The sequence below is a fragment of the Rhodoferax ferrireducens genome, from assembly GCF_031458075.1.
Classification (GTDB): Bacteria; Pseudomonadota; Gammaproteobacteria; order Burkholderiales; family Burkholderiaceae_C; genus Rhodoferax_B; species Rhodoferax_B ferrireducens_A.
Map to the genome: position 1 here is coordinate 428,812 of NZ_JAVDXT010000004.1, position 25,489 is coordinate 454,300.

Sequence of the window (25,489 nt, forward strand, 5' to 3'; positions counted from 1 at the left end):
CTTTTTTAATAGCTGATTGCGCTGGTTACATCTGCGCTAGCCGGGTATTTGACTTGATTTTCTAAGCAATAGAGAAATGTGATGCGTGTGAATGACGATTCTTAGCGACCCGCCGCCAGAAGCCGCCGTTCGGCGCGGATGAGAGCGAGCGTCAGCGCGCGGGGCGGGTGCCCATGGCCGTGAGCACGCCCAAACCGATAAATGATGTTCCCGCGAGCCGGTTACCCCAGCGGCCGCCCCATGCAGCCCGTCTCAGGCGCGGAGCGACGAGACTTGCTGTTAGCACATAGATGACGTCGGTGCAGCAAGCAATACCAACGAAAACACCACCGAGCGCAACGGTCTGCATCAGCGGGTTGCCATGAGCGTCCATGAACTGCGGCAGGAAGGCGGCGAAGAACAAAGTGGTTTTTGGGTTCAGCAGCGCGACCATGAAGCCATCTCGAAAGACGCGCCGCAAGGGCTGCGCCAGCGCCTGCGGCGTTGCGTCGGCGACTGGCGACGCCGTCCTCCACATCCGGATACCGAGATACACGAGGTAGGCGGCGCCGGTCCATTTCACTGCGGTGAAAGCGGCCGATGACACGGCGAACAAGGCGGCCAGGCCGAGCGCAGCTCCCAACGCATTGGAGAGATTGCCAAGCGCGACGCCCAGTACGGATGCAAGACCGCATGCGCGACCCTGCGCCAAAGTACGGGCCACGATGTAGACGACGGCGGGTCCGGGGGTGATGGCCAACACCAGGCTGGCACCCACAAAAGCCAGGAGCAAAGGCGTGTCGGGAAGCATATGAACTCCGAATGTTGAGGTGGCAAGCATCGCTGCACCACCGCTATTTACAAGGAACCATCCTACAGAATACTTGCATAAAGGATGCCTTGTACCTCGTCTTGCAGGCGCGAGTTGCAAGGTCAGCTTCGGAGCAGTGGCGAGGTCGGTTTGGGTTCCAAATTTGACCTTGGGCATTGGTTGCCGAATGTCTGCTTCAAGTCAAGCAGCCTATCCCCGCCGCATCAAATACGTATCCATGATCCATCCATGCGCCGCCCGCGCCGCCTGCCGCTCCGCCTGAATCCTTTCGCCCACCTCGGCCAGTGGCCCGGCGATGCACAGCTGCTGCGGCATGCCCAGGTAGGCGCCCCACCAGATGGTGATGCCCTCCGGCACCAGGTGCTGAAACGCGCAGGCCCCGTCCAGCATTACGGCAACAGTGTCGGCGCTTGGGGGCCAGCCGTGGTCGCGCAGCTGGCGGCCGGTGGTGATGGTGACGGGGGCATTGATGTCGTTCAGCGCAATGGCATGCGCGGCGGTTAGCGCCTGCAGCGCGGTGATGCCAGGCACCACAGAGACCTTCAGCGGCAGTTGCACCGCCAGGCGCTCCGCGATGCGCAAGGTGCTGTCGTACAGCGAGGGGTCACCCCACACCAGCAAGGCCACGCGGCCACCTGCGGGTAGGTGGGTGCGGATGGTGGCCAGCCACACTTCGGCAATCGCGTCATGCCAGCGGTGCACTGCGGCGGGGTAGTCGGGGTCGTCGGCATCGCGCACCGGCATGTCAAAGCCGACCACCTGCGTAGCGGGGTTGGTAACGAGCGCCCCGCACAGCTGCAGGCGCAGCTCGGCCAGGTCGGCTTTGCCCGCACCTTTGCGCGGCACCAGAATCAGGTCGGCGGCATTGAGCGCCTGCACGCCTTGCCGGGTTACATGGTCGGGGTTGCCGGTGCCTATGCCGACCAGGCAGAGGTCGATATTCACTCGGTACCCGCCGGAAAGCGCGGCGCGGTGCCTAGCGGGCGGTAGCGGCGGTCGTAGTCGCCGGCATACAGGCGGCTGGTGGCGAAGTCCTCGGCGCCCAGGGTGTGGCCGACCAGGATCAGCGCGGTGCGTTCCATGCTGTCGCCGACGGCTGCCTCTATGGTGGCCAGCGTTCCGCGCACCACGCGCTCGTCCGGCCAGCTGGCGCGCCAGACCACGGCGACTGGGCAATCGGCGCCGTAGTGCGGGCTCAGCTCGGCCACAACCCGCGCCAGCACGTGCACCGACAGGTGGATCGCCAGCACCGCGCCCGTGGCCGCGAAATTCGCCAGCGCTTCGCCCTCGGGCATGGCCGAGGCGCGGCCCGAGGTGCGGGTTAGCACCACCGATTGCGCCAGGCCGGGCAAGGTCAACTCGGCGCCCAGCGTCGCGGCAGCTGCCGCAAACGATGGCACGCCGGGCGTGACGGTGTAGGGGATGCCAGCGGCGCGCAGCCGGCGCAGCTGTTCACCCATGGCCGACCAGACCGACAGGTCGCCCGAATGCAGGCGCGCCACGTCCTGGCCTTGTGCGTGGGCGGCGCTGATTTCTTCGATGATGCTGTCCAGCGACATGGGCGCGGTGTTCACCAGCCGCACGCCGGGCGGGCAGTGGGCCAGCACACCTTCGGGTACCAGGGAGCCTGCGTACAGGCAGACGGGGCAGGCGGCGATCAGGTCGCGGCCGCGCAGGGTCAAGAGGTCGGGGGCGCCGGGGCCGGCACCGATAAAGTGGACAGTCATAGCCCGGTATTTTCCGCGATCGCAGCGGTGGCCAAGCTGTCGGCGGACACGGCGCGGGCCGCGAGCAGCCGCGCGCCAGGGCCGGCCGCTGCCAGCGCTGCCGCTTCGGCCAGGCTGTGGCTGCCGTAGCGTGCGGGCACGTAGGGGCTGGCGGTGGCGGTCTGCTGCTGCAGTGCGGTTAGTGGTACCGCGATTACCGGTAGTCCTAGTTCCTTGGCCAACTGCAGCAGCGCGGGGGCGTGGGCTTTGTCTTCGGCCGTTGCCAGTGCGCTGAGGCCGGTGCTGTTGCCCGCAGCCTGCAAGGCGCTGCGCAGCGATGCCACACTGGCCTGGGCCCGAAAGCCCAGACCGGCTACCTTCACAGCGTGGTGCTCCACTGCACTACCGGGCGCACCGGTGACCAGCCGCGCATCGTGCCCAGCGGGGCCGAATGGGCCAGATCGATGCGCAGCAGACTGCCGCCGTGCTGCAGGTGCAGCTGGGCCAGCGCGGATTCGGTCTCCAGCGTGACCGCATTCACCACCAGGCGACAACCCGCAGGCGCCAGCGATTGCAGCGCCGCGAACAGCGCCAGGTTGAAACCGCCGCCGACAAAAATCGCCTGCGGTGCGGCCAGGCCGGCCAGTGCCTGCGGTGCCAGGCCTTCGAGCACCTGCATGGCCTTGCCCAGGCCAAAGCGGGCGATGTTGGTACGGATGTTGGCAACCCGCGCTGCGTGCTGTTCGATGGCGGTGGCACGCCCACCGGCCAGGCACCATTCCACAGAGACCGAGCCCGAGCCAGCGCCTATGTCCCACAGATGCTCACCCGGCCGCGGCGCCAGCGCGGCCAGCGTCAGTGCGCGCACCGGGGCCTTGGTGATCTGGCCGTCATGCGCAAAGTGGGTTTCGGGCAGGCCGGGACTGCGCGGCAGGCCGAGTGCGCCTGCTACCTCTACGGCCACCGCGACCGGCGCCACGATGCCATCCAGATCGAAACCTGTGGCGCTGCTGCTGCGGATGCGCTCGCGCGGCCCGCCCAGCGCTTCCAGCACCCACAGCGACGATGCGCCACAGCCTTGCCCGTCCAGCCAGCGCGCGAAGTCACCCACCGCCGCGCCGTCGCGCAGCAGGCAGAGCAGCCGCGCGCCGCGTTGCAAGGACGAGCGGGTACTTTCAAAGGCGGTGGCGTGCAGACCATGGCAGTGCACGTCTTCGAGTCGCCAGCCCAGCCGCGCAGCGGCCAGGGCGAAGGTGGAGGGCGCTGGATAGGCCATCCACTCATCCGACGCCAGATGCGCCGCCAGGCTGCCACCGGCACCAAACCAGAACGGGTCACCCGAGGCCAGCACCGCCACCGCCTGGCCGCGCAAGGCCAGCACCGGTGCGACGTCGAAGGGCACAGGCCAGGCCTGGCCGCGTGTGCCCACCTCGGCCAAGGCCAGATGGCGCGGCCCGCCGAATACGGTGTGGGCGGCATCCAGAGCGTCGCGGCTGGTAGCCGACAATCCTGCCAACCCGTCCTCGCCCATACCAATGATAGAAAGCCAGCGCTCAGCCATGTCCCGCATCCTTGTTCTGGGTGGAACCACCGAAGCCAGCCAGTTGGCCTGTGCACTGGCCGAGGCGGGTGTCGATGCCATATTTTCGTATGCCGGCCGCACCGAGGCGCCCATCGCCCAGCCGTTGCCAACGCGGGTGGGCGGCTTCGGTGGGGCTGTGGGCCTGCTGGCCTGGCTGCGCGAAAACCGCATCACGCAGGTGGTGGATGCCACGCACCCGTTCGCCGCGCAGATGAGCTGCCACGCCATCGTCGCCTGTGGCGAGGCGCGTATTCCGCTGCTGGCCCTGGAGCGCCCGGCCTGGGTGGCGCAGGCTGGCGATGCCTGGCAGCACGTGCCAGACATTGGTGCCGCCGTGGCCGCCTTGCCCGCTGCGCCGGCCCATGTGTTTCTGGCCATCGGGCGCCAGCAGCTGGCGCCGTTTGCACGTCTGCCCCAGCATCGTTATTTGCTGCGCCTGGTCGATGCCGTGCCCGATCTGCCTTTGGCGAACGCCGAGGTGGTGCTGGCCCGCGGCCCGTTCACCGAGCAAGGTGACCGCGCGCTGATGCTGGCCCATGGCATCACCCACGTGGTGGCCAAGAACGCCGGTGGCAGCGGTGCCGAGGCCAAGCTGCTGGCCGCGCGGGCGCTGGGCCTGCCGGTGGTCTTGATCGACCGGCCGCTCATTCCCAAGCGCGCCACTGTTGCCAGCGTGGCCGAGGTGGTGGATTGGATCGCCGCTCATACCGCCGACCGCGGGGTGTAGACAAAGCGGCCAACGCGGCGCGTGGCGGCATTGCCGACCAGCACCACGGTGCGCATATCAGCCATCTCGGGTGTGGCCTCCGCCAGGCTGACGGTGCGGATCTGCTCGTCGGGCGTGGACACCGCGCGGGCAAAGGTGATCAGCCGGTCCGGGCCGCAGATGCTGCGCAGCAGCGCCAGGATGCGGCCAAAGGTGTGCGGTCGACTGGCCGAGCGCGGGTTGTAGAAGGCCATCGCAAAGTCGGCCTCGGCCGCGGCGCGCACCCGCGCTTCGATCAGGCTGGCGGGCTTGAGGTTGTCGCTGAGGTTGATGGCGCAGAAGTCGTGGCCCAGCGGCGCGCCAGCGCGGGCCGCTGCCGCCAGCATGGCGGTGATGCCGGGCAGCACGCGGATGTCCAGCTGCTGCCAGTCGGGTTGGTTTTCCAGGGCTTCGAACACTGCCGAGGCCATCGCAAAAACTCCTGGGTCGCCGGAAGAAACTACGACCACCTGGCGGCCTGCGGCGGCCATGGCCAGCGCGGCGGCGGCCCGGTCCAGTTCTACCCGGTTGTCGGACGGATGCAGCGTGAGTCCGGCGCGCGGCGCGATGCGGGCCACGTAGGGGATGTAGCCGACCACGTCGGTGGCGGCATCAATTGCGGCGGTGACTTCGGGTGTGACCAGATGCGGGTCGCCCGGGCCAAGACCCGCAATGCACAGCCAGCCGCTCATTCGATCACCTCGGGGCGGCGTCCCTGGCCGTGTACCAGCACGATGGCGAAATAGGGGCAGTCGGTGCCGTCCACTTCGGACAGCGGCACGACGCGCTCGCCCGGCATGGTGCCGCGCTCGACCAGCCAGGCCTGGTCGAGCCGTCCGGCGGCGGCCAGCGCGCTGCGCACGCGGGGCAGGTTGCGGCCGGTCTTCATGATCACCAGGGCGTCGGCCGATTGCATGTGGCGCAGCAGTTCGGCCTCGGGCAGCGTGCCCATCAGCACCACCAGCACATCGTCGCCCCAGGTGATCGGCGTGCCGGTGGCCGACCAGCAGCCGACCATGCCGGGAATGCCGGGAATCACCTGCACCTCGGCCCGGCCTTGGAGACGGGTGTACAGGTGCATGAACGAGCCATAGAAGAACGGGTCGCCCTCGCACAGCACCAGCACGTCCTTGGTCTGCGCCAGCGTTGCCAGGCGGTTGGCCCAGTCATCGTAAAAGTGGGCCAGGCAGGCGATGTACTCGGGGCTATCAAAGGGCAGTTCGGTAGTCACCGGATATTCCATCGCGTACTCGGTCACGCCTGGCGCCAGCATGCCTTCGACGATGCGCCGGGCCTGGCCGGGGCGGCCTTTCTTGCGGAAGTAGGCCACGTGGCCGGCGGCGCGGATCGCGCGGTCGGCGCGCACGCTCATCAGGTCCGGGTCGCCAGGGCCGAGGCCGGCGCAGAGGATAGTACCCATCAGATTTCGCTCCGGCTGGCCAGCGCGTTGACCGCGGCAACCGTGATGGCCGAGCCGCCGAGCCGGCCTTGCACTACCAGCGCCGGTGCCGGCGGCGCAGCCATCAGCGCGGCCTTGGATTCTGCGGCCCCGACAAAGCCTACGGGACAACCGATGATGGCCGCGGGGCGCGGGCAGGCCGGGTCTTGCAGCATGTTCAGCAGATGGAACAGTGCGGTCGGTGCATTGCCGATGGCCACTACCGCGCCGGCTAGGTGCGGCCGCCACAACTCCAGCGCAGCGGCGCTGCGGGTGGTCGCCATGGCCTGGGCCAGCTCGCGTACCGACGGATCGTTCAGCGTGCAGATAACCTGGTTATTGGCCGGCAGGCGGCTGCGGGTGATGCCTTCGCTGACCATGCGCACGTCGCACAGTATGGGCGCACCGGCCTCCAGTGCCGTGCGCGCGGCTTCGGCCATGCCTTCAGAGAATCGCACATGGGCTTCCAGGCCCACCATGCCGGTGGCGTGGATCATGCGGACGACGGCCAGTTCTTCGATGGGGTTGAAGCGGGCCAGATCGGCCTCGGCCCGGATGATGGCGAAGGACTGGCGGTAGATGGCAGTGCCATCGGTTTCAAATACGTGGGGCATCGGACGTCGGGAACAAATAGGAAGCAATCATTTCGGGGGCCAAGGCCAGCAGATCGGGGGTAGACGCTGCTGTGCCGTGGCGTATCAGGTTAAAGCCCGCAGGCGTGGCTACCAGCGTCAGCGCCGCGCGCGGATGGGCGCAGCCCTTGCTGCAGCCAGAGACATGCAACAGCCGGCCGGCGGGCACCTGCGGCGCCAGTGCGCGGGCCAGTGGACGGGTGGCGGCGGCGGCCTGCAGGCAGCCTGGGGCGCCGGTGCAGGCGACGACGCGCATGCGCGCATCATGGGCCTGGGTGACCAGCGCGGGCAACGCAGGTGCGTGCTGCAGGCCTTCGATCAGCAGCATCTGCCAGGGCGTCATGCGCAGCGCACCCAGCGTGGACAGGGCGGCCAGGGTCTCGGCCTGCAGTTGGCCAAATTCGGCGCCCACCAGCCAGCCAGCCGCGACCGGGCCGGGCCGGGGTTTGGGGGCGGACGGCACAAAGTCGGTGGCGGCCTGGAATCGCTCGGGTAGCGCATGCAATGGGGCCAGTGCCGCCATGCGGTTCAGTCCACCGCGTTGCGCCAGGAACCAGTGCGCAAGCGCCATCGCGGCGGGTACGGCTTCTTCGATGCCGATGTTGGCACCCGTGGCATAGCCGTCGGCGCGCACGGTGTAGCCGCCGGTGCCGCGTTCGATGCGGATGTCGGCCGGATTGGCGCGCAGCACGGCCTGCGCGCCACCGTCCACCGCAAAGCCGAACTTGCCGGGCAGGGCGGGGGCGTCGGGGGCGGCCAGGGCCTGGGCCAGCGTGGCGGCGATGCGCTGCGTGCCGTCATCCGGCTGCCAGAAAGGCGTGACCAGGATGTTGCGGCGGGATTCGCTGTCGGCGCTGCTATCCACCAGGCCGAGTGTCTGCAGGCCTTGCAGCACTGCCGCATGGGCCTCGGGAGCGATACCGCGCAGCTGCAGGTTGGCGCGGCTGGTCAGGTCCAGCATGCCGTTGCCGTACTGGTGGGCCAGCGCGGCGATGCCGGCGGCCTGGACCGATGTGAGCCTGCCCGCATGCGGTCGTACCCGCACCACCAGGCCGTCGCCCGACAGCATCGGGCGCAGCGCACCCGGGCACCAGCCTTTGATCTGCGGTGCTGGGGCGGGATGCATGGGAGGAGGGGCTACGGCGGTTCGCATCCGGGGCGGCTGGTTCTGGGTGGTGTGTGGTGCGAATTCTGGGGAAAGGCGGTGGCCGATGGCTGCGTCAAAAATGCCCCACTGCGTACCCCCCAAGTATCGCATCTGTGCCTGTGGCCGGCCCTGGGGGCTGCGCGGCGGTGGGCGCCGGCCGACGGCACGCAGCGCATGCCGCTGGGAGGGATCGAAAATTTATAAAAAATAATGCTCTGGCGCAGGTAGTATCTGCGCTAACAGCTATTAAAAGCGTAGCAATTGTGAAGTCGGCCTTGCGGATCTTTACCGCCACTTCACCACGGCAACCCGGTGGGGCATTGAATTTCTGCGGCGCGGGTGGCATCTGACGGCTATCGACCACCACCGTTGAGGTTTCCATGAACACCCAAGAGCGCGACCAACTGAACACCTTTTTGCTGCAACTCGGCCAGGCGCGGGCCGGCGTGAAGGACAGCGAAGCGCAGACCTTGATCGACAACGCGCTGGCGCGGCAGCCGGACGCGGCCTACCTGCTGGTGCAACGCTGTTTGCTGCAAGACGGCGCCTTGCAAGCTGCGCAGGCCCAGATCAGCAGCCTGCAGGCCGAACTGCAGCAGGCCCGCCAAGGCAGTTCTGCGAGCGGCACAGGCTTTCTGGACAGCAACGCCTGGGGCCGTGGCCCCGCGGTGCCCAGCTACGTCGCGCCGTCGCCGGTCGCAGCATCTGCGCCTGGCTATTCCCAGGCTACGCCAATGGCCACTGCGCCATCGCGCTTCCAGGCGCCCAGCTTTTTGACCGGCATGGCGACGACCGCGGCCGGCGTGGCGGCGGGTGCATTCCTGTTCCAGAGTATTGAGAGTCTGATGGGCCACCACGGTAGCAGCGGCAACGACAGTGGCGCCAGCCATGGCTTGGGTGGTGGCAGCGCTGCGTCGGCCTTCGGCCTGAGTGACCCTACGCTTCCATCACTCGACAGCGCCGACAAAAACAGCTTGCTTAGCGGCGATGCCACAGCCGATGCAGACAGCTTCAGCGGCGACGACGGAATGGACTTTGGCGTCGGCGATTCCAGCGACTGGGCCTGAGGCCCAGGCTGCGTTGTTACTTGACCGGGATCGCCGTGGCCCGGTCTACCGGCACGGCGGTCACGGCGTTTTGCGGTGAGCCGTCGATCAGCTTGTCGGAGTAGGTGAGGTAAACCAGGGCATTGCGCTTCTTGTCCACCATGCGCACGATGCGCAGCTTCTTGAACAGGATGGACAGGCGCTCGTTGAACACCTCGTCGTTCAAGGGCAGTGGCTTGGTGAAGCTGATCGGGCCGACCTGGCGGCAGGCGATGGAGGCCTCGGCCTTGTCTTCGGCCAGGCCGAACGCGCCTTTGAGGCCGCCGGTCTTGGCCCGCGACACAAAGCAGGTGACGCCCTGGACTTCCGGGTCGTCATAGGCTTCGACCACGATCTTGTGGTCCGGGCCTATCCATTGGAAGGCGGTATCGACCGCGCCGATTTGCTCGGCCTGGGCGACGAGGCAGGCTGCGCCAAGCGCCAAACCAACAGTCCATAGCTTCATGTGCGTGGCTTTCGGGTTAACGCAGGGCTTCGGGGAGCTCGATTTTGACCTCGAGAACTTCCAGGTTGTCCTGGCGCTCCAGGTGCACCTTGATGTCATCCGGGTTGATCGACACGTACTTGGAAATCACCGCCACCAGCTCGCGCTGCAGCGCCGGCAGGTAGTCGGGGCGGCTATTGCCCCGGCCGCTGCGTTCGTGCGCCAGAATGATCTGCAGCCGCTCCTTGGCCACGGTAGCGGTTTTTTTCTTTTCCCCGAGCAGGAAAGACAGGAAAGACATGGCTTATTTCCCTCCGAACAAGCGCTTGAAAAAGCCCGGCTTCACGGCATCGACAAAACGCATGGGCTTTTCTTCGCCCAGGAAGCGGGCGACCACGTCCTTGTAGGCTTCGGACACGTCGGTTTCGTTCAGGTGGATCGCGGGCAGGCCCTGGTTCGATGCCTGCAGCACGGTTTCCGACTCGGGGATCACGCCCATCAACGGAATGCGCAGGATGTCCTGGATGTCTTCCAGCGACAGCATATGGCCGTCTTCCACGCGGGTGGGGTTGTAGCGGGTGATGACCAGGTGTTCTTTGACCGGGGCCAGGCCTTCGATCGCACGCTTGGTCTTGGAGCCCAGCATGCCCAGGATGCGGTCCGAGTCGCGCACCGAAGAGACTTCGGGGTTGGTGACCACCAGCGCCTCGTCAGCAAAATGCATGGCCATCAGCGCGCCGGTTTCGATACCCGCCGGCGAGTCGCAGACGATGTATTCGAAGCCCATCTCGCCCAGGTCTTTCAGCACGCGCTCTACGCCGTCCTGCGTCAGCGCATCCTTGTCGCGGGTCTGCGAGGCCGCCAGCACGAACAGGTTGTCGCACTGCTTGTCCTTGATCAGCGCCTGGTTCAGGTTGGCTTCGTTGTGGATCACGTTGATCAGGTCGTACACCACGCGGCGTTCGCAGCCCATGATCAGGTCGAGGTTGCGCAGGCCGACGTCAAAGTCGATGACCGCGGTTTTATGGCCGCGCAGTGCGAGGCCGGATGCAAAACTGGCGCTGGTGGTGGTCTTGCCAACGCCACCTTTGCCGGATGTCACCACAATGATCTTGCTCATGGGTTGCGGGTCTTTCAAGTTCAGAGTTAAAGAGGTTCCATCACCAGCTTTTCGCTGATGAGCCGTACCTGGGCCGGTTTGCCCAGCACATCGGCGGGCAGGGGGATTTCAGAGGTGCGGTAGGTGCCGGCAATCGACACCAGCTGGGCTTCCAGGCAGGTGCTGAAGATGCGCGCATCGGTATTGCCCTTGGCGCCGGCAATCGCCCGGCCGCGCAGGGGCGCATACACGTGGATGTTGCCATCGGCCAGCACTTCGGCGCCAAAGCTCACCACCGCCAGCACCACCAGATCGCCACCGCGCGCATACACCTGCTGGCCGGAGCGCAAGGGCTTGTCGATCACCACCGTGCCCTGAGTTACTACGGGTGCAGGCACTTCGGGCGCGGCCGGTGCGGCGGCAGGGGCCGGCGCCAGGGGTTGGGCATGGCTGATGTCCGGCGTTTCCACCAGACCCACGGCCCTGGCCGCAGCGCGTTGGGCAGTGCTGCCGCCGTGGACCGCAATCGCCCGCATGCGGTAGCTGTGCAAAAGCATGCACAGCTGTTTGAAGTCGATAGGCAGGGCTTCTTCTTCCACTGCGACCAGGTTGATGACCACCGGGTCGTAGTCGAAGAAGTCGGGTGTCTCGCCATAGCGCGCTTCCAGCTCTTGGCCCAGAACCGCCAGATTGGCGGTTTTGAGCACCAGGGCTATCAATGGCAGGGATGCGCTTTTCAGGTCAAAGCAAGCACGGGCGTGCCCAGCGGGGACAGACGACATGGGTGGAGCAGGGGGCGGAAAAGGCGCGATTTTACCGTGCGCCCCAGAGGGTCCGGTCCATCTGCTCCCCTTGCACTAGGCCGCAGCCACCCGCTGCGCCAAATGTGCCAGGGCTTCCTCCACCTGGTCGACCAGAATCAGGCACAGATCGCCGGGCTGCAGCCGGGCCAGGGCCTGGTCGATGGCGATGAATTCGCCGTAGATTTCGTCCACATTGCGGGTGCGCTGGGCGTTGGCCAGGCCTTCGCGCAGCAGTTTGACCACCTCGCCGTCGGCACGGCCGCGCTGGCAGGCGTCTTCGAACAGGATCACGTCGTCAAAAGCGTCGCCCAGGATCACGGTTTGTTCGCGGATGTCTTCGTCGCGCCGGTCACCGGCGCCGCTGATGACCACCGAGCGGCGTTTGGCCGGCATGGCCTCGACAGCCGATACCAGGGCACGCATGGCGTCCGGGTTGTGGCCGTAGTCGGCGATCACGGTGGCGCCGCGGTAGTCCATCACATTGAAGCGTCCGGGGGCGTTGTCGGCATCGTTGGCAAAGCTCGACAGGCCGCGGCGGATGGTGTCCCAGTTCAGGCCCACGCCCCAGGCCGCCGCCACGGCAGCCATCGCGTTGTCGACCTGGAAGCCGATGGTGCCGGCACGGGTCAGCGGCACATCGCGCAGGGCGATCTGTTCGCGCCACGAGCCCACGGCAGCCACGATGTGTTCGCCATCGACATAGACCGTGCGCCGGCCTTGGGCGCGGTGCGTGGCCATGACAGGGTGGTGCCGGTCGGCGGTGAAGTAGATCACGTTGCCCGGGCAAACCGAGGCCATGGCGGCGACGATGGGGTCGGCTGCGTTCAGCACTGCGTAGCCGGTGGATGGCACGTTCTGCACGATCACCCGCTTGAGCACCGCCAGGTCTTCGACCGTGGTGATGTAGTTCAGCCCCAGATGGTCGCCGGCGCCGATATTGGTGACCACGGCCACCTGGCAGCGGTCAAAGCCTAGGCCTTCGCGCAGCATGCCGCCGCGCGCGGTTTCAAACACCGCGGCATCCACATCGGGGTGCATCAGCACATTGCGGGCGCTTTTCGGGCCGCTGCAGTCGCCACTGTCAATCTGCCGGCCGTTCACGTAGACGCCGTCGGTGTTCGTCATGCCGACGCGCAGGCCGCTGCTGGTGAACAAGTGGGCGATCAGCCGGGCGGTGGTGGTCTTGCCGTTGGTGCCGGTGACGGCAACGGACGGAATCCGGCCATCGTCGCCCGGGCCGAACAGGTTGCTGACCATGGCTTCGCCGACATTGCGGCCTTTGCCGAAGGAGGGCGAGATGTGCATGCGCAGGCCGGGTGCGGCGTTGACTTCGACGATGCCGCCGTGCTGCTCTTCCAGCGGCTTGAGCATGCTTTCGCAGACCACGTCGACGCCGCAGATGTGCAGGCCGATCATCTGCGCCGCAGCCACCGCCTGGGCGGCAACGGCGGGGTGCACGTCGTCGGTTACGTCGGTGGCGGTGCCGCCGGTGCTGAGATTGGCGTTGTTGCGCAGGATGATGCGGCGGCCTTTTTCGGCGATGGACTCGGGTTTCAAGTCCTGCAGCGCCAGCCGCGCAATTGCGATGTCATCGAAACGGATCTTGGTCAGCGAGGTCGCATGGCCCTCACCGCGCTTGGGGTCGGAGTTGACGATGTCCACCAGCTCGCGCACGGTGTGCACACCGTCGCCCAGCACCTGGGGGGGGTCGCGGCGCGCGGCGGCGACCAGCTTGTTGCCAACCACCAGCAGGCGGAAGTCGCTGCCGGGCAGGAATTTTTCGACCATCACTTCGCCGATTTCGGCGGCGGCGGCATAGGCTACCTCCAGGTGCGCGCGGTCGACGATGTTGACGGTCACGCCCTTGCCCTGGTTGCCGTCCTGCGGCTTGACGACCACCGGCAGGCCGATTTCGCAGGCGACTTGCCAGGCTTCTTCCACGCTGTCGACCGGACGGCCCAGCGGCACCGGTACACCGGCAGCGTGCAGCAGCTTCTTGGTCAGGTCTTTGTCCTGGGCGATGGCTTCGGACACGGCACTGGTGGAGTCGAACTCGGCCGCCTGGATGCGGCGCTGGCGCGAACCCCAGCCGAATTGCACCATGCTGCCCTTGGTCAGCCGGCGGAATGGGATGCCGCGGGCCACGGCGGCGTCCACGATGGCGCCGGTGCTGGGGCCCATGCGTTCGTCTTCGTCGGTCTCGCGCAGCTGGGCGATGGCGCTGTCTTTGTCAAAAGTGCTGTGGGCCAGGGCGGCTTGGATCAGCGCCTGGGCCAGTTCCAGTGCCTGGCGGCCTACGGCTTCCTCGCTGTACTCCACTACGACCTGGTAGACGCCGGGCAGCTGGGTGGCCGCGGTGCGGCTGAAAGTGACCGGGCAGCCAGCCTGGGCTTGCAGCGCCAGGGTGGCGGCTTCCAGCACATGGGCTAGCGACACCGAGGTGTGTTCGGGGCTCGCACGCAGCGGGCCGATGGCCGGGAACAGCGCCCGTAGCGTGGTTTCGAAACCCGGCAGTTGCGCAATCGCACGTTCGGATTCTGCACACGTCACCACGGCCTCGATGGCGGTGTGGCGGCTCCAGAGGTTGGGGCCGCGCAGGGCCCGGATGCGTGAGACTTCCATCAGTCGGTCTTTCTATCTTCTTGTTCGGTACGGAGTGCGGCCGGTGGGACGGCGGGGCGGGTGGGACGCGCCGTGGGCAGGTCCAGCTCGAAGGTCTTGAGGCCGGCGACGATCAGGTCGGGCGAAATATCCATCGCCCAGGCTGCGGCGATCGAGGCCAGGATGGGCTCCAGCTGGGCTGGGCGGGTCCATCCTGCGGTCAGCAGGTCGAGGTTGACCAGCGGCACTTCGGCGCTGCCGGTGGCCAGCATGATGTAGCCCTTGTGGATTACAACTGCTCTACCTTCTATAGCGCGATGTGCAATGGTGGCGGACAGCTGCGGGTCAATTCCATACAAAATGGCAGAGCCGTCGCAGAGCTCGGCCATGGCAGCGACGCGCGGGTCCACGGCGTTCAGCACGGCCACGCCTTCGGACAGCACCACGTCGACTTGGGTGCGCAGCACCTTGACCAGTTGGTCGTCTTCGGTGATGTCGAACTCGGCTAGCGTGTCGGCGCCGCCCAGGTCGGTCACGATGCCGACCACGCAGCGGTCGTAGGCCAGGCCGTCGCGCAGGATGCTGGCCGCGCCGTTTTCGATCACGGCGGCTTCCATCGCGCGGTTGATCAGCAGGCGGTGCGCAGGCTCCCAGTGCGCGCAATCGGTGGTTTCGACGCGCCGGGTGTCCAGGAACAGGCCGTCGCGGCAGGCCAGGCCCACGCGCATGCCGCTCAGGTGCAGCAGCCAGGCGACCAGCCGGGCGATGGTGTGCGTGCCCTGGGTGCCGGCGACGCCGACGATGGGGATGCGGCCGGTTTCGTCTTCTTCAAACAGATGGTCGACGATGGCCCGGCCCACCGGGCGGGGCGAGCCCTCGGCCGGCTTCAGGTGCATCAGCAGGCCCGGGCCTGCATTCACCTCGACAATCGCGCCGCCCTGCGGGCCCAGCGGTTTGGAGATGTCTTCGGCCACCACGTCGATACCGGCGATGTCCAGCCCGACGATACGTGCGGCCAGCGAGACGATGTGGTCGACCTCGGGGTGCACCAGGTCGGTACAGTCGATGGCGACATTGCCGTTGCGCTGGATCAGCACCTGGCGGCCGGCGGCGGGCACCGAACTGGACGTCAGCCCCTGGCGCTGCAGGTCCAGCCGCACGGCTTCGTCCTTGTCGATTTCGATCAGACCCAGCGGTGCGTCTTCGTGGGTGCCGCGGCGCGGGTCGGTATTGATATGCGCATCGACCAGCTCGGCCACAGTGGATTGGCCGTTGCCCGTGACCCAGGCTACCGAGCCGCGGGCTGCGGCGACCACGCGGCCGCCGACCACCAGCAGGCGGTGTTCGTTGCCGCGTACAAAGCGTTCGACCAGCACTTCGCTGCCGTGCTGCTCGGCCACCAGATAGGCGGCTTCCACATCGGCCTGGGTGGACAGATCGAGGGCTACGCCCCGGCCGTGGTTGCCGTCCGAGGGCTTGACCACTACCGGCAGGCCGATGTCTTGGGCCGCGTCCCAGGCGGCTTGCGGGCTGTCGACCACCGCGCCTTCGGGAATCGGCACGCCGCAGGACTGCAGCAGGGTCTTGGTCAGATCCTTGTCGTGGGCAATGCCCTCGGCAATCGCGCTGGTGAATTCGGTCTCTGCGGTCCAGATGCGGCGCTGGCGTGCGCCATGGCCGAGCTGCACCAGGTTGCCGTTGTTCAGGCGGATGTGCGGAATGCCGCGGTCGGTGGCGGCCGCGACGATGCAAGCCGTGCTGGGGCCGAGGTAGCAGTCGTCGACTTCGGTGCGGACCGCGGCCACGGCGGTTTTCACGTCGAACGGCTGGTCGTTGATGGCGGCCATCAGCAGCCGGTGGCCTTGGGCCAGGGCGGTGCGGGCCACTTGCTCGTCGCGCGCCCGGAACACCATGCGGTAGACACCACGCTGGCTGGTGCTGCGGGTCTGGCCAAAGCCGGTCGGCATGCCGGCCAGGTTCAGCAGCTCGATCACCACGTGTTCCAGTATGTGGCCGGCCCAGGTGCCTTCGACCAGGCGCTGCAGGAAGCCGCCGCGCTCACCCACGCCGCAGTGGTGTTCGACCAAAGCGGGTAGCAGGGCGACCAACCTGTCGGTAAAGCCGGGCAGCAGGTTGGAGGGGAATTCCTCCAGCTCTCCCAAATCGAGCCAGACTTCGAGGGCAGGGCGGTAGGTCCAGATGTTGGGGCCGCGCAGGTATTTGGTGCGCAGTAGTTGGATGTCGTCCTTGGGGCTCATGTGCTTGGGGTAGGTAATGGCCGGGCTCCCCGGCTGCGGGTGGCTATTGTGCGTAGATGCCATATGGTAATTAGAAACAAGGCGCTATCGGCGAGAATCTGAGCCCCGGCGAGGCGCTAGCACCAGGCAAGAGATCGCGGGAACTAAAAAATGCACCAAAACCTTCCTGTTGAAATTACCAGTGGTCTGCAATCGCAGCTGCTAACCCACGAGAACGTCCAAGCCAGCCTGTCCGTTGACCTGGACGCCCAGCTGCGCTTTGTCCCTGGCCTGCTGGCCCTGACCGACCAGCGCCTGGTTTCCTTCCAGGACGGGGTCTGGCAGTCTTGGCCGCTGGCCGCCGATCTGGTGTTGCGCCACTCCGACCATGCCGGCGTCGGCACGCTGGAGTTGCACAATGCCCACACCCGGCTGGCCCGCTGGCGCTATACCCTGGTAGCCGATCCGCAGGCCTTGCGGCTGGTCAAGCTGTTTGGGCAGCGTTTGCTGTCGCAGGATACCCACCTGGACGAACCCGGCCAGTGCCCCACCTGCCACGCCCCGCTGCCGCCCGACAGCGATGAATGCGCGGTCTGTACCCGCGAGCTCAACACCGTGCCCAGCACCTGGGTGCTGCTGCGGCTGTGGCGCTTTGCCAAGCCCTACCAGGGGCAACTGCTTACCGGTTTCCTGCTGATGCTGGCGTCCACCGCCGCCACACTGGTGCCCCCCTATCTGACGATTCCCCTGATGGACGAGGTGCTGATCCCGTTCCAGAGCGGCAAGCAGATCGACGTTGGGCAGGTGAAATGGCTGCTGGCCGGGCTGCTGGGTTCGGCGCTGCTGGCCTGGAGCTTGGGCTGGGTGCGCACCTGGCTGCTGGCGCTGGTGTCCGAGCGCATCGCCGCCGACCTGCGTACCACGGCCTTCGAGCACCTGCTGGGCCTGTCGCTCGACTATTTCGGCGCCAAGCGCACCGGCGACCTGATCGCCCGGATTGGTTCGGAGACCGACCGCATCTCGGTCTTCTTGTCGCTGCATGCGCTGGATTTCGCCACCGACGTGCTGATGCTGCTGATGACCTCGACCATCCTGTTTTCCATCAACCCCTGGCTGGCGCTGGTGACCCTGCTGCCGCTGCCCTTCATCGCCTGGATGATCCACGCGGTGCGCGACCGCCTGCGCACCGGCTTCGAGAAGATCGACCGGGTCTGGGGCGAGGTCACCAACGTGCTGGCCGACACCATCCCCGGCATCCGCGTGGTCAAGGCTTTTGCCCAGGAGCGCCGCGAGGCCGACCGTTTTCATGCCGCCAACCAGGCCAATCTGGCGGTCAACGACCGGTTGAACAAGACCTGGAGCCTGTTCACTCCCACCGTGTCCTTGCTGACCGACATCGGCCTGCTGGTGGTCTGGGCATTTGGCATCTGGCAGGTCAGCAAGGGCCAGATCACCGTGGGTGTGCTGATTGCGTTCCTGGCCTACATCGGCCGCTTTTACACCCGGCTGGACTCGATGAGCCGCATCGTCTCGGTGACGCAAAAGGCCGCTGCCGGGGCCAAGCGGATTTTTGACATCCTGGACCACGTCTCCAACGTGCCTGAGCCGACCCAGCCAGTGCCCGTCAGCAAGGTGGAGCGCGGCATGCGCGGGCAAATCGAGATGAAGCGCATCGGTTTCCGCTACGGCAACCGCGCGGTGATCCGCGACCTGGACCTGGTGATACGTCCCGGCGAGATGATCGGCCTGGTCGGCCACAGCGGCTCGGGCAAGAGCACGCTGGTCAATCTGATCTGCCGCTTCTACGACGTAACCGACGGCTCGATCCAGGTCGACGGCACCGACATCCGCCGCTACGCCGTGGCCGACTACCGGCGCAACATCGGCCTGGTGCTGCAGGAGCCGTTTTTGTTCTTCGGCACGATTGCCGAGAACATCGCCTACGGCAAACCCGACGCCACACGCCGCGAAATCGTGGCCGCGGCCCGTGCCGCCCACGCGCACGAGTTCATCCTGCGGCTGCCGCAGGGTTACGACTCGCTGGTCGGCGAGCGCGGCCAGGGCTTGTCGGGTGGCGAGCGCCAGCGCATCTCGATTGCCCGGGCATTGCTGATCGACCCACGCATCCTGATCCTGGACGAAGCCACCTCCTCGGTGGACACCGAAACCGAAAACGAAATCCAGAAGGCGCTGGACAACCTGGTGCAAGGCCGCACCACCATCGCCATCGCCCACCGCCTGTCCACCCTGCGCAAGGCCGACCGCCTGGTGGTCATGGACCGCGGCCGGGTGGTCGAGGTCGGCCCGCACGACGAGCTGATGGCCCGCGAAGGCGCGTACTGGCGGCTCTACCAGGCGCAGCTGCGCCGTACCGAGAGCGAGGACGAAGGCCTGAGCCTGTCCCGTTCTGTTGAGCACTCAGCCCACCCTGCTGGAAACCCATGATGAAAAACAACCCTGATTTCCAGCTGGAGCGCGACGCCTTTGGCCGGCTGGTGCTGGTTTTTGCCACCGGCGAACGGCACGAAGGCGTGGTGCCGGTGCGGGCCTTTCCGATTGCTGCGCCCGATGAAGGCGTGTCGCTGGTCGGCACCGAAGGCCATGAGCTGGTGTGGATAGAACAGCTGAGCGCCATGCCCCCGGCGCTGCGCGGTTTGCTGGAGGAGGAGCTGGCAATCCGCGAGTTCGTGCCCGAAATCCGGCGCCTGAAAGCGGTTTCAACCTTTTCCACCCCCAGTGTCTGGACGGTGGAGACCGACCGCGGCGACACCGAATTCGTGCTCAAGACCGAGGAAGACATCCGCCGCCTGGACCGTACCGGCTTGCTGATTGCTGGCGGCGCGGGTGTGCAGTTCCGGGTGCAGGACATGACGGCGCTGGACCGGGCGTCCCGGCGCCTGCTGGAGCGCTTCCTGTAAAGCGCGCCGACTTCTCGCTGCGAAGGTAAAGTTTTTTAAACTATTTTCGAAATAGCCCTAAATAACCCTGCATTTCTGCCGTTAACCAGTTACGTGGTCTAAAAAATCGAGTTTTAGGCCGGCTAACCAGGTGAACTCCATGCAATTACCTTCTGTCGAGCGCAACGTGAACTGGCCGCTATCGGCTGCCGGTTCGCAGTCTGGCGGCAGTGCGGCTGCAGCCAAAGCTGAAACTTCCGCCATCCAAGAGGCGACAGCCAAGGTCGAGGCGGTGAGCAAGCCTGAGCCTTCGGTCAAGCTGGATATATCTACCGCCGTCAAGGAAATTGTGGAGTTGGAAGTGGCGGCACGGGCCCGTGCGCAGGCGCGGGTGGCGAATCCCCAAGACGATGCGAACGGCTTGGAAGCCGTGGGCCGCATCGATTCCACCGGTACTACCAGCGCCTTGCAGTCGGTCAACGCCGCCGAAGAAAGCAAAAATACCGGCAATTCCTTGCAGAACGAATCGCCCGAAACCGCGGCCAAAGCCGCCAAATTGCTGGCGGCCGGCAAGGAGCCCGGCCCGAACCAGCCCACAGCGGTAGACGACGAGCCCTCCACCGACTGGACTACGGCACCCAAAGCGGCCGAGAAAAAGCCCGAAAACCCGCCGCCCGAGCCCATCTCCAAGAAGCTGCTCGACTTCTTGCAGGCCTTGTGGCGCGCCGGCGGCAATGCGGTGGACGTGGCCCAGGAGGCCAACAAAACCCTCAATCCCGACAAGCTGGCCGAAGGCCCGCTGACCTACGAAGACCCGTCGGCGGTCAAGAAGACCAGCGGCGTCTGACACGCCCCTGCTGTCTGTTGCCGCTTGCCAGGTCTGGCAAGGGCTCTCCTCTTATTCCTTGGTTTCCTTGATCTGGTAGCGCACGGCTGCGTTTGCGGCTTGCGGCTCCAGCGTCCAGCGGGTCCGGTGCAAGGCGGCCACGTTAGGTCGGTGTGCTATGGAGATGATAGCGCCCTGCGCTTGCTGTACCTGCGCCAGCAGCTTCTGGTAGATGGAGTTTTCGGCCGGCGCATCGAGTGCGCTGGTGGCTTCGTCGGCAAAAATCCAGCGCGGCTTTTTCAGCAGAACACGGGCAATCGCCAGCCGCTGCTGCTCGCCACCCGACAGTTTCTGGCCCCAGGCCGCCTCCTGGTCCAGCTGGTTGCACAGATGCGGCAATAGTGCGTCGGTCAGCGCCTGGCACAAGGCCTCGTCGCTGTAGCCGCTGGCAGCGGTGGGGTAGGCCAGTGCGCTGCGCAGCGTGCCATCGGGGAAATAGGGCCGTTGCGGGATGAACATCGCATCCGCCGGCAGTGCCACTTTGCCGCTGGAGAACGGCCAGATCGCGGCAAACGCCCGGAACAGTGTGGATTTTCCGCTGCCCGAGGGGCCGCTGAGCAGCACGCTGTCGCCCGGTGCGGCATGCAGGTTCAGGCCGGACAGCAGCACCGTACCGTCGGGCAGGCGCAGCTGCAGGTCTTGCGCTTCCAAAGGTGCATTTGCCCCTGTATTGATAGCTACTTGCGCAGACTGTACCTGCGTCAGAGCCTGAATTTGTTCTTCAAATGAAGTCAAGCGGTCGGTGGTGGCGCGCCAGGTCGCCAGGCTGCTGTAGTTGTCGACAAACCAGCTCAGCGAGTCCTGCACCCGGCCAAAAGCCGAGGAAATCTGCATCAGCGTGCCGAGCTGGATGGCGCCGCTGAAAAACCGTGGCGCGGCCACGATGAAGGGGAACACCACCGCCGCCTGGCCGAAGAAGCTGTTGAACCAGATCAGATTCTTTTGCGCCTTCAGCAGCTTCAGGTAGTTGGCCAGCACGGCGGCAAAGCGCGTGTCCAGGTGCGTGCGTTCCACCTTTTCGCCGTGGTCCAGTGCAATCGATTCGCTGTATTCGCGCACCCGCACCATGTGGTGGCGGAAGTCGGCTTCGACCCGCTGCTGCTGGAAGTTCAGCTTGATCTGCGGCCGGCCGATGTAGAAGGTGATGATGCTGCCAGCCAGGCAGTACAGCAAAGCCATCCAGACCATGAAGCCGGGCACGAAGTATTCGCTGCCGCCCAGGTGGAACGAGAAGTCGCCCGACAGACTCCACAGAATGCCGACAAAGCTGACCAGGGTCACCAGCGCGTTCAGCACGCCCATGCACAGGCCAATGGTCAGGCTGGTGAACTGGTTCAGGTCTTCCTGGATACGCTGGTCGGGGTTGTCTGGCCCGGCGTCGGGATCGGACTTGGCGAAGCGCGCCAGCTCCATCTTGTAGAACGCCTGGTTCGACAGCCAGCGGCCCAGGTAATGCTCGGTCATCCAGGCGCGCCAGCGCATTTCCAGCAGCTGGGTGATGTAGAACTTGTAGACCGCCAGGATGATCAGCGCGAAGGCGATATAGGTAAAGCGCCCCAGCTGCTGCCAGAACACCGCCTGGTTCTTGTTCTGCAGCGCGTCGTAGAACACCTGGTTCCATTGGTTCAGCAGCACCAGCAGGTACACGCCGAGCAGGTTCAGCGCCACGATGGCGGCGAGCATGGCCCGGGCATTCCATTTTTCTTCCGACTTGAAGTACGGGATCGACAGCTGCCAGACCTTGGCGGTCTGGTCTTGGAGGACGGCGAAGCGCGATGCAATGCTCATGGAATTTTTCTGTGGGGTGGTGTCGGGGCCAAGCGATGGAGCACCGCCGCGCGATTTAGTTCGCGGGATTGGAGACGCCGCTGCTCACATGGCCGGCCGGCACATGCTGGGCGGCGGAATTCACGTGGCCGGTCTGGTCGTCGAAGAAGAAGTCGGGTTCGAACTCGCGCAGGAATTCGCCCTTGGGCAGGCCGCCGAGGAACATGGCCTCGTCCACCTCGATGTGCCAGTCCATCAGGGTCAGGATCGCGCGCTCGTGCGCCGGCGCGCTGCGGGCCGTCACCAGGGCGGTGCGTATGCGCATATGCGGCGTGCTGGCTTTCTGCAGCCGGTGCAGCGCGGCCAGCAGCGGCTTGAACGGGCCGTCGGGCAGGGGCACGGTGGCTTTCTCGATCTCGTGCTGCTGGAAGGCTGGTAGGCCGTCGCGCTGGTAGATCTGCTCGGCCTCGTCGCTGAACAGCACGGCGTCCCCGTCGAAGGCGATACGCACTTCGTTCGGGTAGTTGCTGCCGGCCTGGGTCGATTCGGTCAGCACCCGGGCTGCGGGGAAGCCCAGCGCCAGCGCGTCGCGCACGTCTTTCTCGTTGGCCGACAAAAACAGATGCGCGCCCAGCGCACGCAGATAGCCGAAGGGTGCGCGACCCTGGGTGAACACGCCGCGCTCCAGCTGCAGGTTATTGGCCTTGCCGGATCGGAAGATGCGCATGCCGCTGACCGGGTCGTTGCGCGACAGCATCACCACCTCGACCCGCTTCACGCCGTCGTCGTTGAAGGCCAGCAGCTTCTGCACCAGCGAGAACGCCACGCCCGGCTTGGCCGGCACGTCCAGCCGTTCGAACTGCAGCCGCATATAGGCCTTGTCGTCGCCCGCGTCGAACAAGCGGTTTTCTTCTTCGAGGTTGAACAGGGCGCGTGAGGAGATCGCCACCACCAGTTTGTCGTCGAGAGTCAGGGCCATGGCTATTTTGCGAATTGGTTCAATTGGATGATTGGCAAGAGTACTGCCAATACGATCAACATGACCACCAAGCCCATGGCCACGATCAGCAGTGGCTCCAGAATCGTCGCCAGCGCCATCGCCCGGCGCTGCACCTCGGTACTCAGCTGCACGGCGGCGCGCTGCAGCATCAGCGGCAGCTGGCCGGTCTGTTCGCCAAGCCGGGCGAACATCGCCAGCAGGCCGGGGAAGCGCTTTTTCTGCGCCATGGCCGAGGCCAGCGGCGCGCCTTCGCGCACCAGCACCAGGGCGTCCAGCGCATCGGCGCGCATGGCGGTGTTGTTCAGGGTTTCGGCGGCGGCCTGCAGCGCGCGCAGTATCGGCACGCCGGCGGCGGCCAGCATGGCCAGGGTGCTGGCAAAGCGCGCTGCGTTGTAGCCGCGGGCCAGCGGGCCGACCAGGGGCAGCTTCAGGAATGCGGCATCGATTTTTTCACGGATAGCGGCCCTGGCGTAGGCAGCACGTGCGCCGATAGCTATCACAATAATAGCAATCAGCATGGCCCAGCCGTAGTTGCGCACCATGCCGCTGATGGCCAGCATGGCTACCGTCAGAAACGGCAGCGCGCGCTTGCTGCCGGCAAACACGTTGGCCACCTGCGGCACCACATAGCCGACCAGGAACAGCACGATGGCGATGGCCACCAGGGTGACGATGGCCGGGTACAGCGCCGCACCAACCAGCTTGGACTGCAGCGCCTGGCGCTCTTCCAGGTCGTCGGCCAGGCGCTCCAGCACCAGGCCCAGGCTGCCGCTTTGTTCGCCAGCGCCGATCACCGCGGTGTAGATGCTTGAAAACTCGCGCGGGTGCTGGCTCAGTGCCTTGGCAAAGGTGGCGCCGGCATTCACCTCGGCGCGCAGCGAGGCCAGCAGATTGCGCTGGCGCTCGTCCTCGGCCTCTTCGGTCAAGGCCGTCAGCGCGCGCTCCAGCGGCAGGCCGCTGGACACCAGTCCGGCCACCTGCCGGGTCCAGATGGCCAGGCCGGTGGCGTTGAAGACCTTGCCTTCAAACAGCTTGGTGCGCAGACCGGTGCTGCCGGCGGCGTTGCTGCTGCTGGCGTTGACCGGCTCCACCGCCAGCGGCACCAGCGCTTGGGCGCGCAGCAATCCGCGCGCAGCCTTGGCGGTGTCGGCCTCCATCACCCCTTTGCGGGTCTGGCCTTGGGAATCTACGGCTTCGAAGGAATAGGCGGGCATGGGGCTAGTCGCGGGTCACGCGCAGCAGCTCTTCGCGCGAGGTGATGCCGGCCTGCACTAGGCGCTCGCCGTCTTCGCGCATCAGCTGCATGCCGGCCGTGCGGGCGGCGGCGCGGATCTCGGCCTCCGACGCGCGGTTGTGGATCTGCGCCTGGATCGCGTCGTTGGTCACCAGCAGCTCGAAGATGCCGGTGCGGCCCTGGTAGCCGGTCTGGTTGCACGCCGGGCAGTTCTTGCCGTGGCAGACCGGGCACAGCTTGCGCACCAGGCGCTGGGCCAGCACGCCGAGCAAGGTGGAGCTGAGCAGGAACGGCTCGACGCCCATGTCGATCAGCCGGTTCACCGCGCTGGCGGCGTCGTTGGTGTGTAGCGTCGCCAGCACCAGATGCCCGGTCAGGGAGGCCTGGATGGCGATCTGCGCGGTCTCGAAGTCGCGGATTTCGCCGATCATGATCACGTCCGGGTCTTGCCGCAGGATGGCGCGCAAGGCCTTGGCGAAGGTCAGGTCGATCTTGGCATTCACCTGGGTCTGGCCGACACCGGGTAGTTCGTATTCGATCGGGTCTTCCACCGTCATGATGTTGCTGCTGCCGGCATCGAGCCGGCTCAGGGCGGCGTACAGCGTGGTGGTCTTGCCCGAGCCCGTGGGGCCGGTCACCAGGATGATGCCATGCGGCTGGGCGATCAAATGCTGCAGCTGGTCCAGTACCGCGCCCTGCATGCCCACCGATTCCAGCGTCAGCTTGGCGCCGCTTTTGTCCAGCAGGCGCAGCACGGCGCGCTCGCCGTGGGCGCTGGGCAGGGTGCTGACGCGCACGTCGACGGCGCGGGTGCCGATGCGCAAGGAGATGCGGCCATCCTGCGGCAGGCGTTTCTCGGAAATATCCAGGTCGGCCATGATCTTCAGCCGCGAGATCAGCGCCGCGTGCAGCGCGCGATTCGGCTGCACCACTTCGCGCAGCGTGCCGTCGACGCGGAAGCGCACGCTGGAATGGCGCTCGTAGGGTTCGATGTGGATGTCGCTGGCGCCGTCGCGCGCAGCCTGGGTCAGCAGCGCGTTGAGCATGCGGATGATGGGCGCGTCGTCGCTCATCTCCAACAGGTCTTCGACGGCCGGCAGCTCCTGCATCATGCGCGACAGGTCGGCGTCGCTTTCGACTTCGCTGACCACCGAGGCGGCGCTGGATTCGCCCTGCGCGTAGGCGGCGCTGATGCGCTGCAGCAGGGCATCGAGCACCAGGGTTTCGATGTGCTGCACCGGGTATTTGCGCACCACCTCGCTAAGGGCCGAGGGTGCGGTGGCCGGGTGCAGCCACAGGGTGTACTCGCCCTGGTTTTCCTCCAGCAGCAGCTGCTGGGTGCGGGCGAAGGCGTAGGGCAGGGGGTGGCGCATC

Annotated in this window: 24 protein-coding genes; 5 read left to right on the forward strand and 19 right to left on the reverse strand. The window is 66.2% G+C overall.

Going from position 1 to position 25,489, the window contains the following annotated elements; translation table 11 throughout:
• Nucleotides 1–151: 151 nt before the first annotated feature.
• From J2X19_RS20515 to cbiE, 5 genes are all read right to left on the reverse strand, one after another.
• Nucleotides 152–790, reverse strand: coding sequence for a LysE family translocator (locus tag J2X19_RS20515; RefSeq protein WP_310376047.1), 639 nt, complete (start codon nt 788–790; stop codon nt 152–154).
• Nucleotides 791–1,000: 210 nt separating this feature from the next.
• A complete protein-coding gene (gene cobF, locus J2X19_RS20520) occupies nt 1,001–1,756 on the reverse strand; it encodes a precorrin-6A synthase (deacetylating) (protein WP_310376049.1) in 756 nt (251 codons plus the stop codon).
• Nucleotides 1,753–2,538 (reverse strand): precorrin-4 C(11)-methyltransferase, encoded by a 786-nt coding sequence (cobM, locus tag J2X19_RS20525; protein ID WP_310376051.1) that lies wholly within the window; start codon nt 2,536–2,538, stop codon nt 1,753–1,755. The genes cobF and cobM overlap by 4 nt, the downstream gene beginning before the upstream one ends.
• Nucleotides 2,535–2,900, reverse strand: a complete 366-nt coding sequence (locus J2X19_RS20530; RefSeq protein ID WP_310376053.1) for a cobalamin biosynthesis protein — start codon at nt 2,898–2,900, stop codon at nt 2,535–2,537. The genes cobM and J2X19_RS20530 overlap by 4 nt, the downstream gene beginning before the upstream one ends.
• Nucleotides 2,897–4,078, reverse strand: a complete 1,182-nt coding sequence (gene cbiE / locus J2X19_RS20535; protein ID WP_310376055.1) for a precorrin-6y C5,15-methyltransferase (decarboxylating) subunit CbiE — start codon at nt 4,076–4,078, stop codon at nt 2,897–2,899. Before cbiE ends, J2X19_RS20530 begins: the two co-directional genes overlap by 4 nt.
• Here cbiE and J2X19_RS20540 point away from each other — a divergent pair.
• Nucleotides 4,077–4,826, forward strand: coding sequence for a cobalt-precorrin-6A reductase (locus J2X19_RS20540; protein ID WP_310376057.1), 750 nt, complete (start codon nt 4,077–4,079; stop codon nt 4,824–4,826). The genes cbiE and J2X19_RS20540 overlap by 2 nt on opposite strands.
• Here the strand turns inward: J2X19_RS20540 and cobJ are convergent.
• The 4 genes from cobJ to cobG are packed head-to-tail and all read right to left on the reverse strand — an operon-like array spanning nt 4,802 to nt 8,040.
• A complete protein-coding gene (gene cobJ / locus J2X19_RS20545) occupies nt 4,802–5,536 on the reverse strand; it encodes a precorrin-3B C(17)-methyltransferase (protein WP_310376059.1) in 735 nt (244 codons plus the stop codon). The genes J2X19_RS20540 and cobJ overlap by 25 nt on opposite strands.
• Entirely contained in the window at nt 5,533–6,264 is a 732-nt protein-coding gene (locus J2X19_RS20550; RefSeq protein WP_310376061.1) for a precorrin-2 C(20)-methyltransferase, read from the reverse strand. The genes cobJ and J2X19_RS20550 overlap by 4 nt, the downstream gene beginning before the upstream one ends.
• Nucleotides 6,264–6,896 carry a precorrin-8X methylmutase gene (locus J2X19_RS20555; RefSeq protein ID WP_310376063.1) on the reverse strand — a complete coding sequence of 211 codons (633 nt, stop codon included), beginning with the start codon at nt 6,894–6,896 and terminating at the stop codon, nt 6,264–6,266. Before J2X19_RS20555 ends, J2X19_RS20550 begins: the two co-directional genes overlap by 1 nt.
• A complete protein-coding gene (cobG, locus tag J2X19_RS20560) occupies nt 6,880–8,040 on the reverse strand; it encodes a precorrin-3B synthase (RefSeq protein ID WP_310376065.1) in 1,161 nt (386 codons plus the stop codon). The genes J2X19_RS20555 and cobG overlap by 17 nt, the downstream gene beginning before the upstream one ends.
• A 401-nt stretch (nt 8,041–8,441) precedes the next feature.
• Between cobG and J2X19_RS20565 the strand changes: the two genes are divergently transcribed.
• Nucleotides 8,442–9,128, forward strand: a complete 687-nt coding sequence (locus tag J2X19_RS20565; protein ID WP_310376067.1) for a DUF2076 domain-containing protein — start codon at nt 8,442–8,444, stop codon at nt 9,126–9,128.
• Between the two features lie 16 nt (nt 9,129–9,144).
• Here the strand turns inward: J2X19_RS20565 and J2X19_RS20570 are convergent, their stop codons facing one another.
• From J2X19_RS20570 to J2X19_RS20595, 6 genes are all read right to left on the reverse strand, one after another.
• Entirely contained in the window at nt 9,145–9,612 is a 468-nt protein-coding gene (locus J2X19_RS20570; protein WP_116604210.1) for a CreA family protein, read from the reverse strand.
• Between the two features lie 16 nt (nt 9,613–9,628).
• Nucleotides 9,629–9,892, reverse strand: a complete 264-nt coding sequence (gene minE, locus J2X19_RS20575) for a cell division topological specificity factor MinE (RefSeq protein ID WP_092762361.1) — start codon at nt 9,890–9,892, stop codon at nt 9,629–9,631.
• Between the two features lie 3 nt (nt 9,893–9,895).
• Nucleotides 9,896–10,711: a septum site-determining protein MinD gene (gene minD / locus J2X19_RS20580; protein ID WP_116604209.1), complete on the reverse strand. Its 816-nt coding sequence runs from the start codon at nt 10,709–10,711 to the stop codon at nt 9,896–9,898.
• Between the two features lie 26 nt (nt 10,712–10,737).
• Entirely contained in the window at nt 10,738–11,472 is a 735-nt protein-coding gene (gene minC / locus J2X19_RS20585; protein ID WP_310376073.1) for a septum site-determining protein MinC, read from the reverse strand.
• Between the two features lie 75 nt (nt 11,473–11,547).
• Complete coding sequence (cphA, locus tag J2X19_RS20590; RefSeq protein ID WP_310376075.1) at nt 11,548–14,115, reverse strand: cyanophycin synthetase; 2,568 nt, start codon at nt 14,113–14,115, stop codon at nt 11,548–11,550.
• Nucleotides 14,115–16,352, reverse strand: coding sequence for a cyanophycin synthetase (locus J2X19_RS20595; RefSeq protein ID WP_310376226.1), 2,238 nt, complete (start codon nt 16,350–16,352; stop codon nt 14,115–14,117). Before J2X19_RS20595 ends, cphA begins: the two co-directional genes overlap by 1 nt.
• Nucleotides 16,353–16,502: 150 nt before the next feature.
• On the opposite strand from J2X19_RS20595, the gene J2X19_RS20600 reads away from it, so the two are divergent.
• The 3 genes from J2X19_RS20600 (at nt 16,503) to J2X19_RS20610 (ending at nt 20,075) form a co-directional block, all read left to right on the forward strand.
• Nucleotides 16,503–18,776, forward strand: a complete 2,274-nt coding sequence (locus J2X19_RS20600; protein WP_310376076.1) for a cyanophycin metabolism-associated ABC transporter — start codon at nt 16,503–16,505, stop codon at nt 18,774–18,776.
• Nucleotides 18,776–19,249 carry a cyanophycin metabolism-associated DUF1854 family protein gene (locus J2X19_RS20605; RefSeq protein ID WP_310376078.1) on the forward strand — a complete coding sequence of 158 codons (474 nt, stop codon included), beginning with the start codon at nt 18,776–18,778 and terminating at the stop codon, nt 19,247–19,249. The genes J2X19_RS20600 and J2X19_RS20605 overlap by 1 nt, the downstream gene beginning before the upstream one ends.
• A gap of 139 nt (nt 19,250–19,388) precedes the next feature.
• Nucleotides 19,389–20,075, forward strand: a complete 687-nt coding sequence (locus J2X19_RS20610) for a hypothetical protein (RefSeq protein ID WP_310376080.1) — start codon at nt 19,389–19,391, stop codon at nt 20,073–20,075.
• Between the two features lie 51 nt (nt 20,076–20,126).
• Here J2X19_RS20610 and J2X19_RS20615 read toward each other — a convergent pair whose 3' ends face one another.
• From J2X19_RS20615 to J2X19_RS20630, 4 genes are read right to left on the reverse strand one after another with little or no spacing between them, the layout of a single operon-like run.
• On the reverse strand, nt 20,127–21,902 hold the full coding sequence (locus J2X19_RS20615) for an ABC transporter ATP-binding protein/permease (RefSeq protein ID WP_310376082.1): 1,776 nt from the start codon (nt 21,900–21,902) through the stop codon (nt 20,127–20,129).
• A 55-nt stretch (nt 21,903–21,957) separates the two neighbouring features.
• Entirely contained in the window at nt 21,958–22,860 is a 903-nt protein-coding gene (locus tag J2X19_RS20620) for a 5'-nucleotidase (protein ID WP_116604201.1), read from the reverse strand.
• A gap of 2 nt (nt 22,861–22,862) precedes the next feature.
• Nucleotides 22,863–24,095, reverse strand: a complete 1,233-nt coding sequence (gene gspF, locus J2X19_RS20625) for a type II secretion system inner membrane protein GspF (protein ID WP_310376085.1) — start codon at nt 24,093–24,095, stop codon at nt 22,863–22,865.
• A 4-nt stretch (nt 24,096–24,099) separates the two neighbouring features.
• Nucleotides 24,100–25,488 carry a GspE/PulE family protein gene (locus J2X19_RS20630; RefSeq protein WP_310376087.1) on the reverse strand — a complete coding sequence of 463 codons (1,389 nt, stop codon included), beginning with the start codon at nt 25,486–25,488 and terminating at the stop codon, nt 24,100–24,102.
• Nucleotide 25,489: the final 1 nt, after the last annotated feature.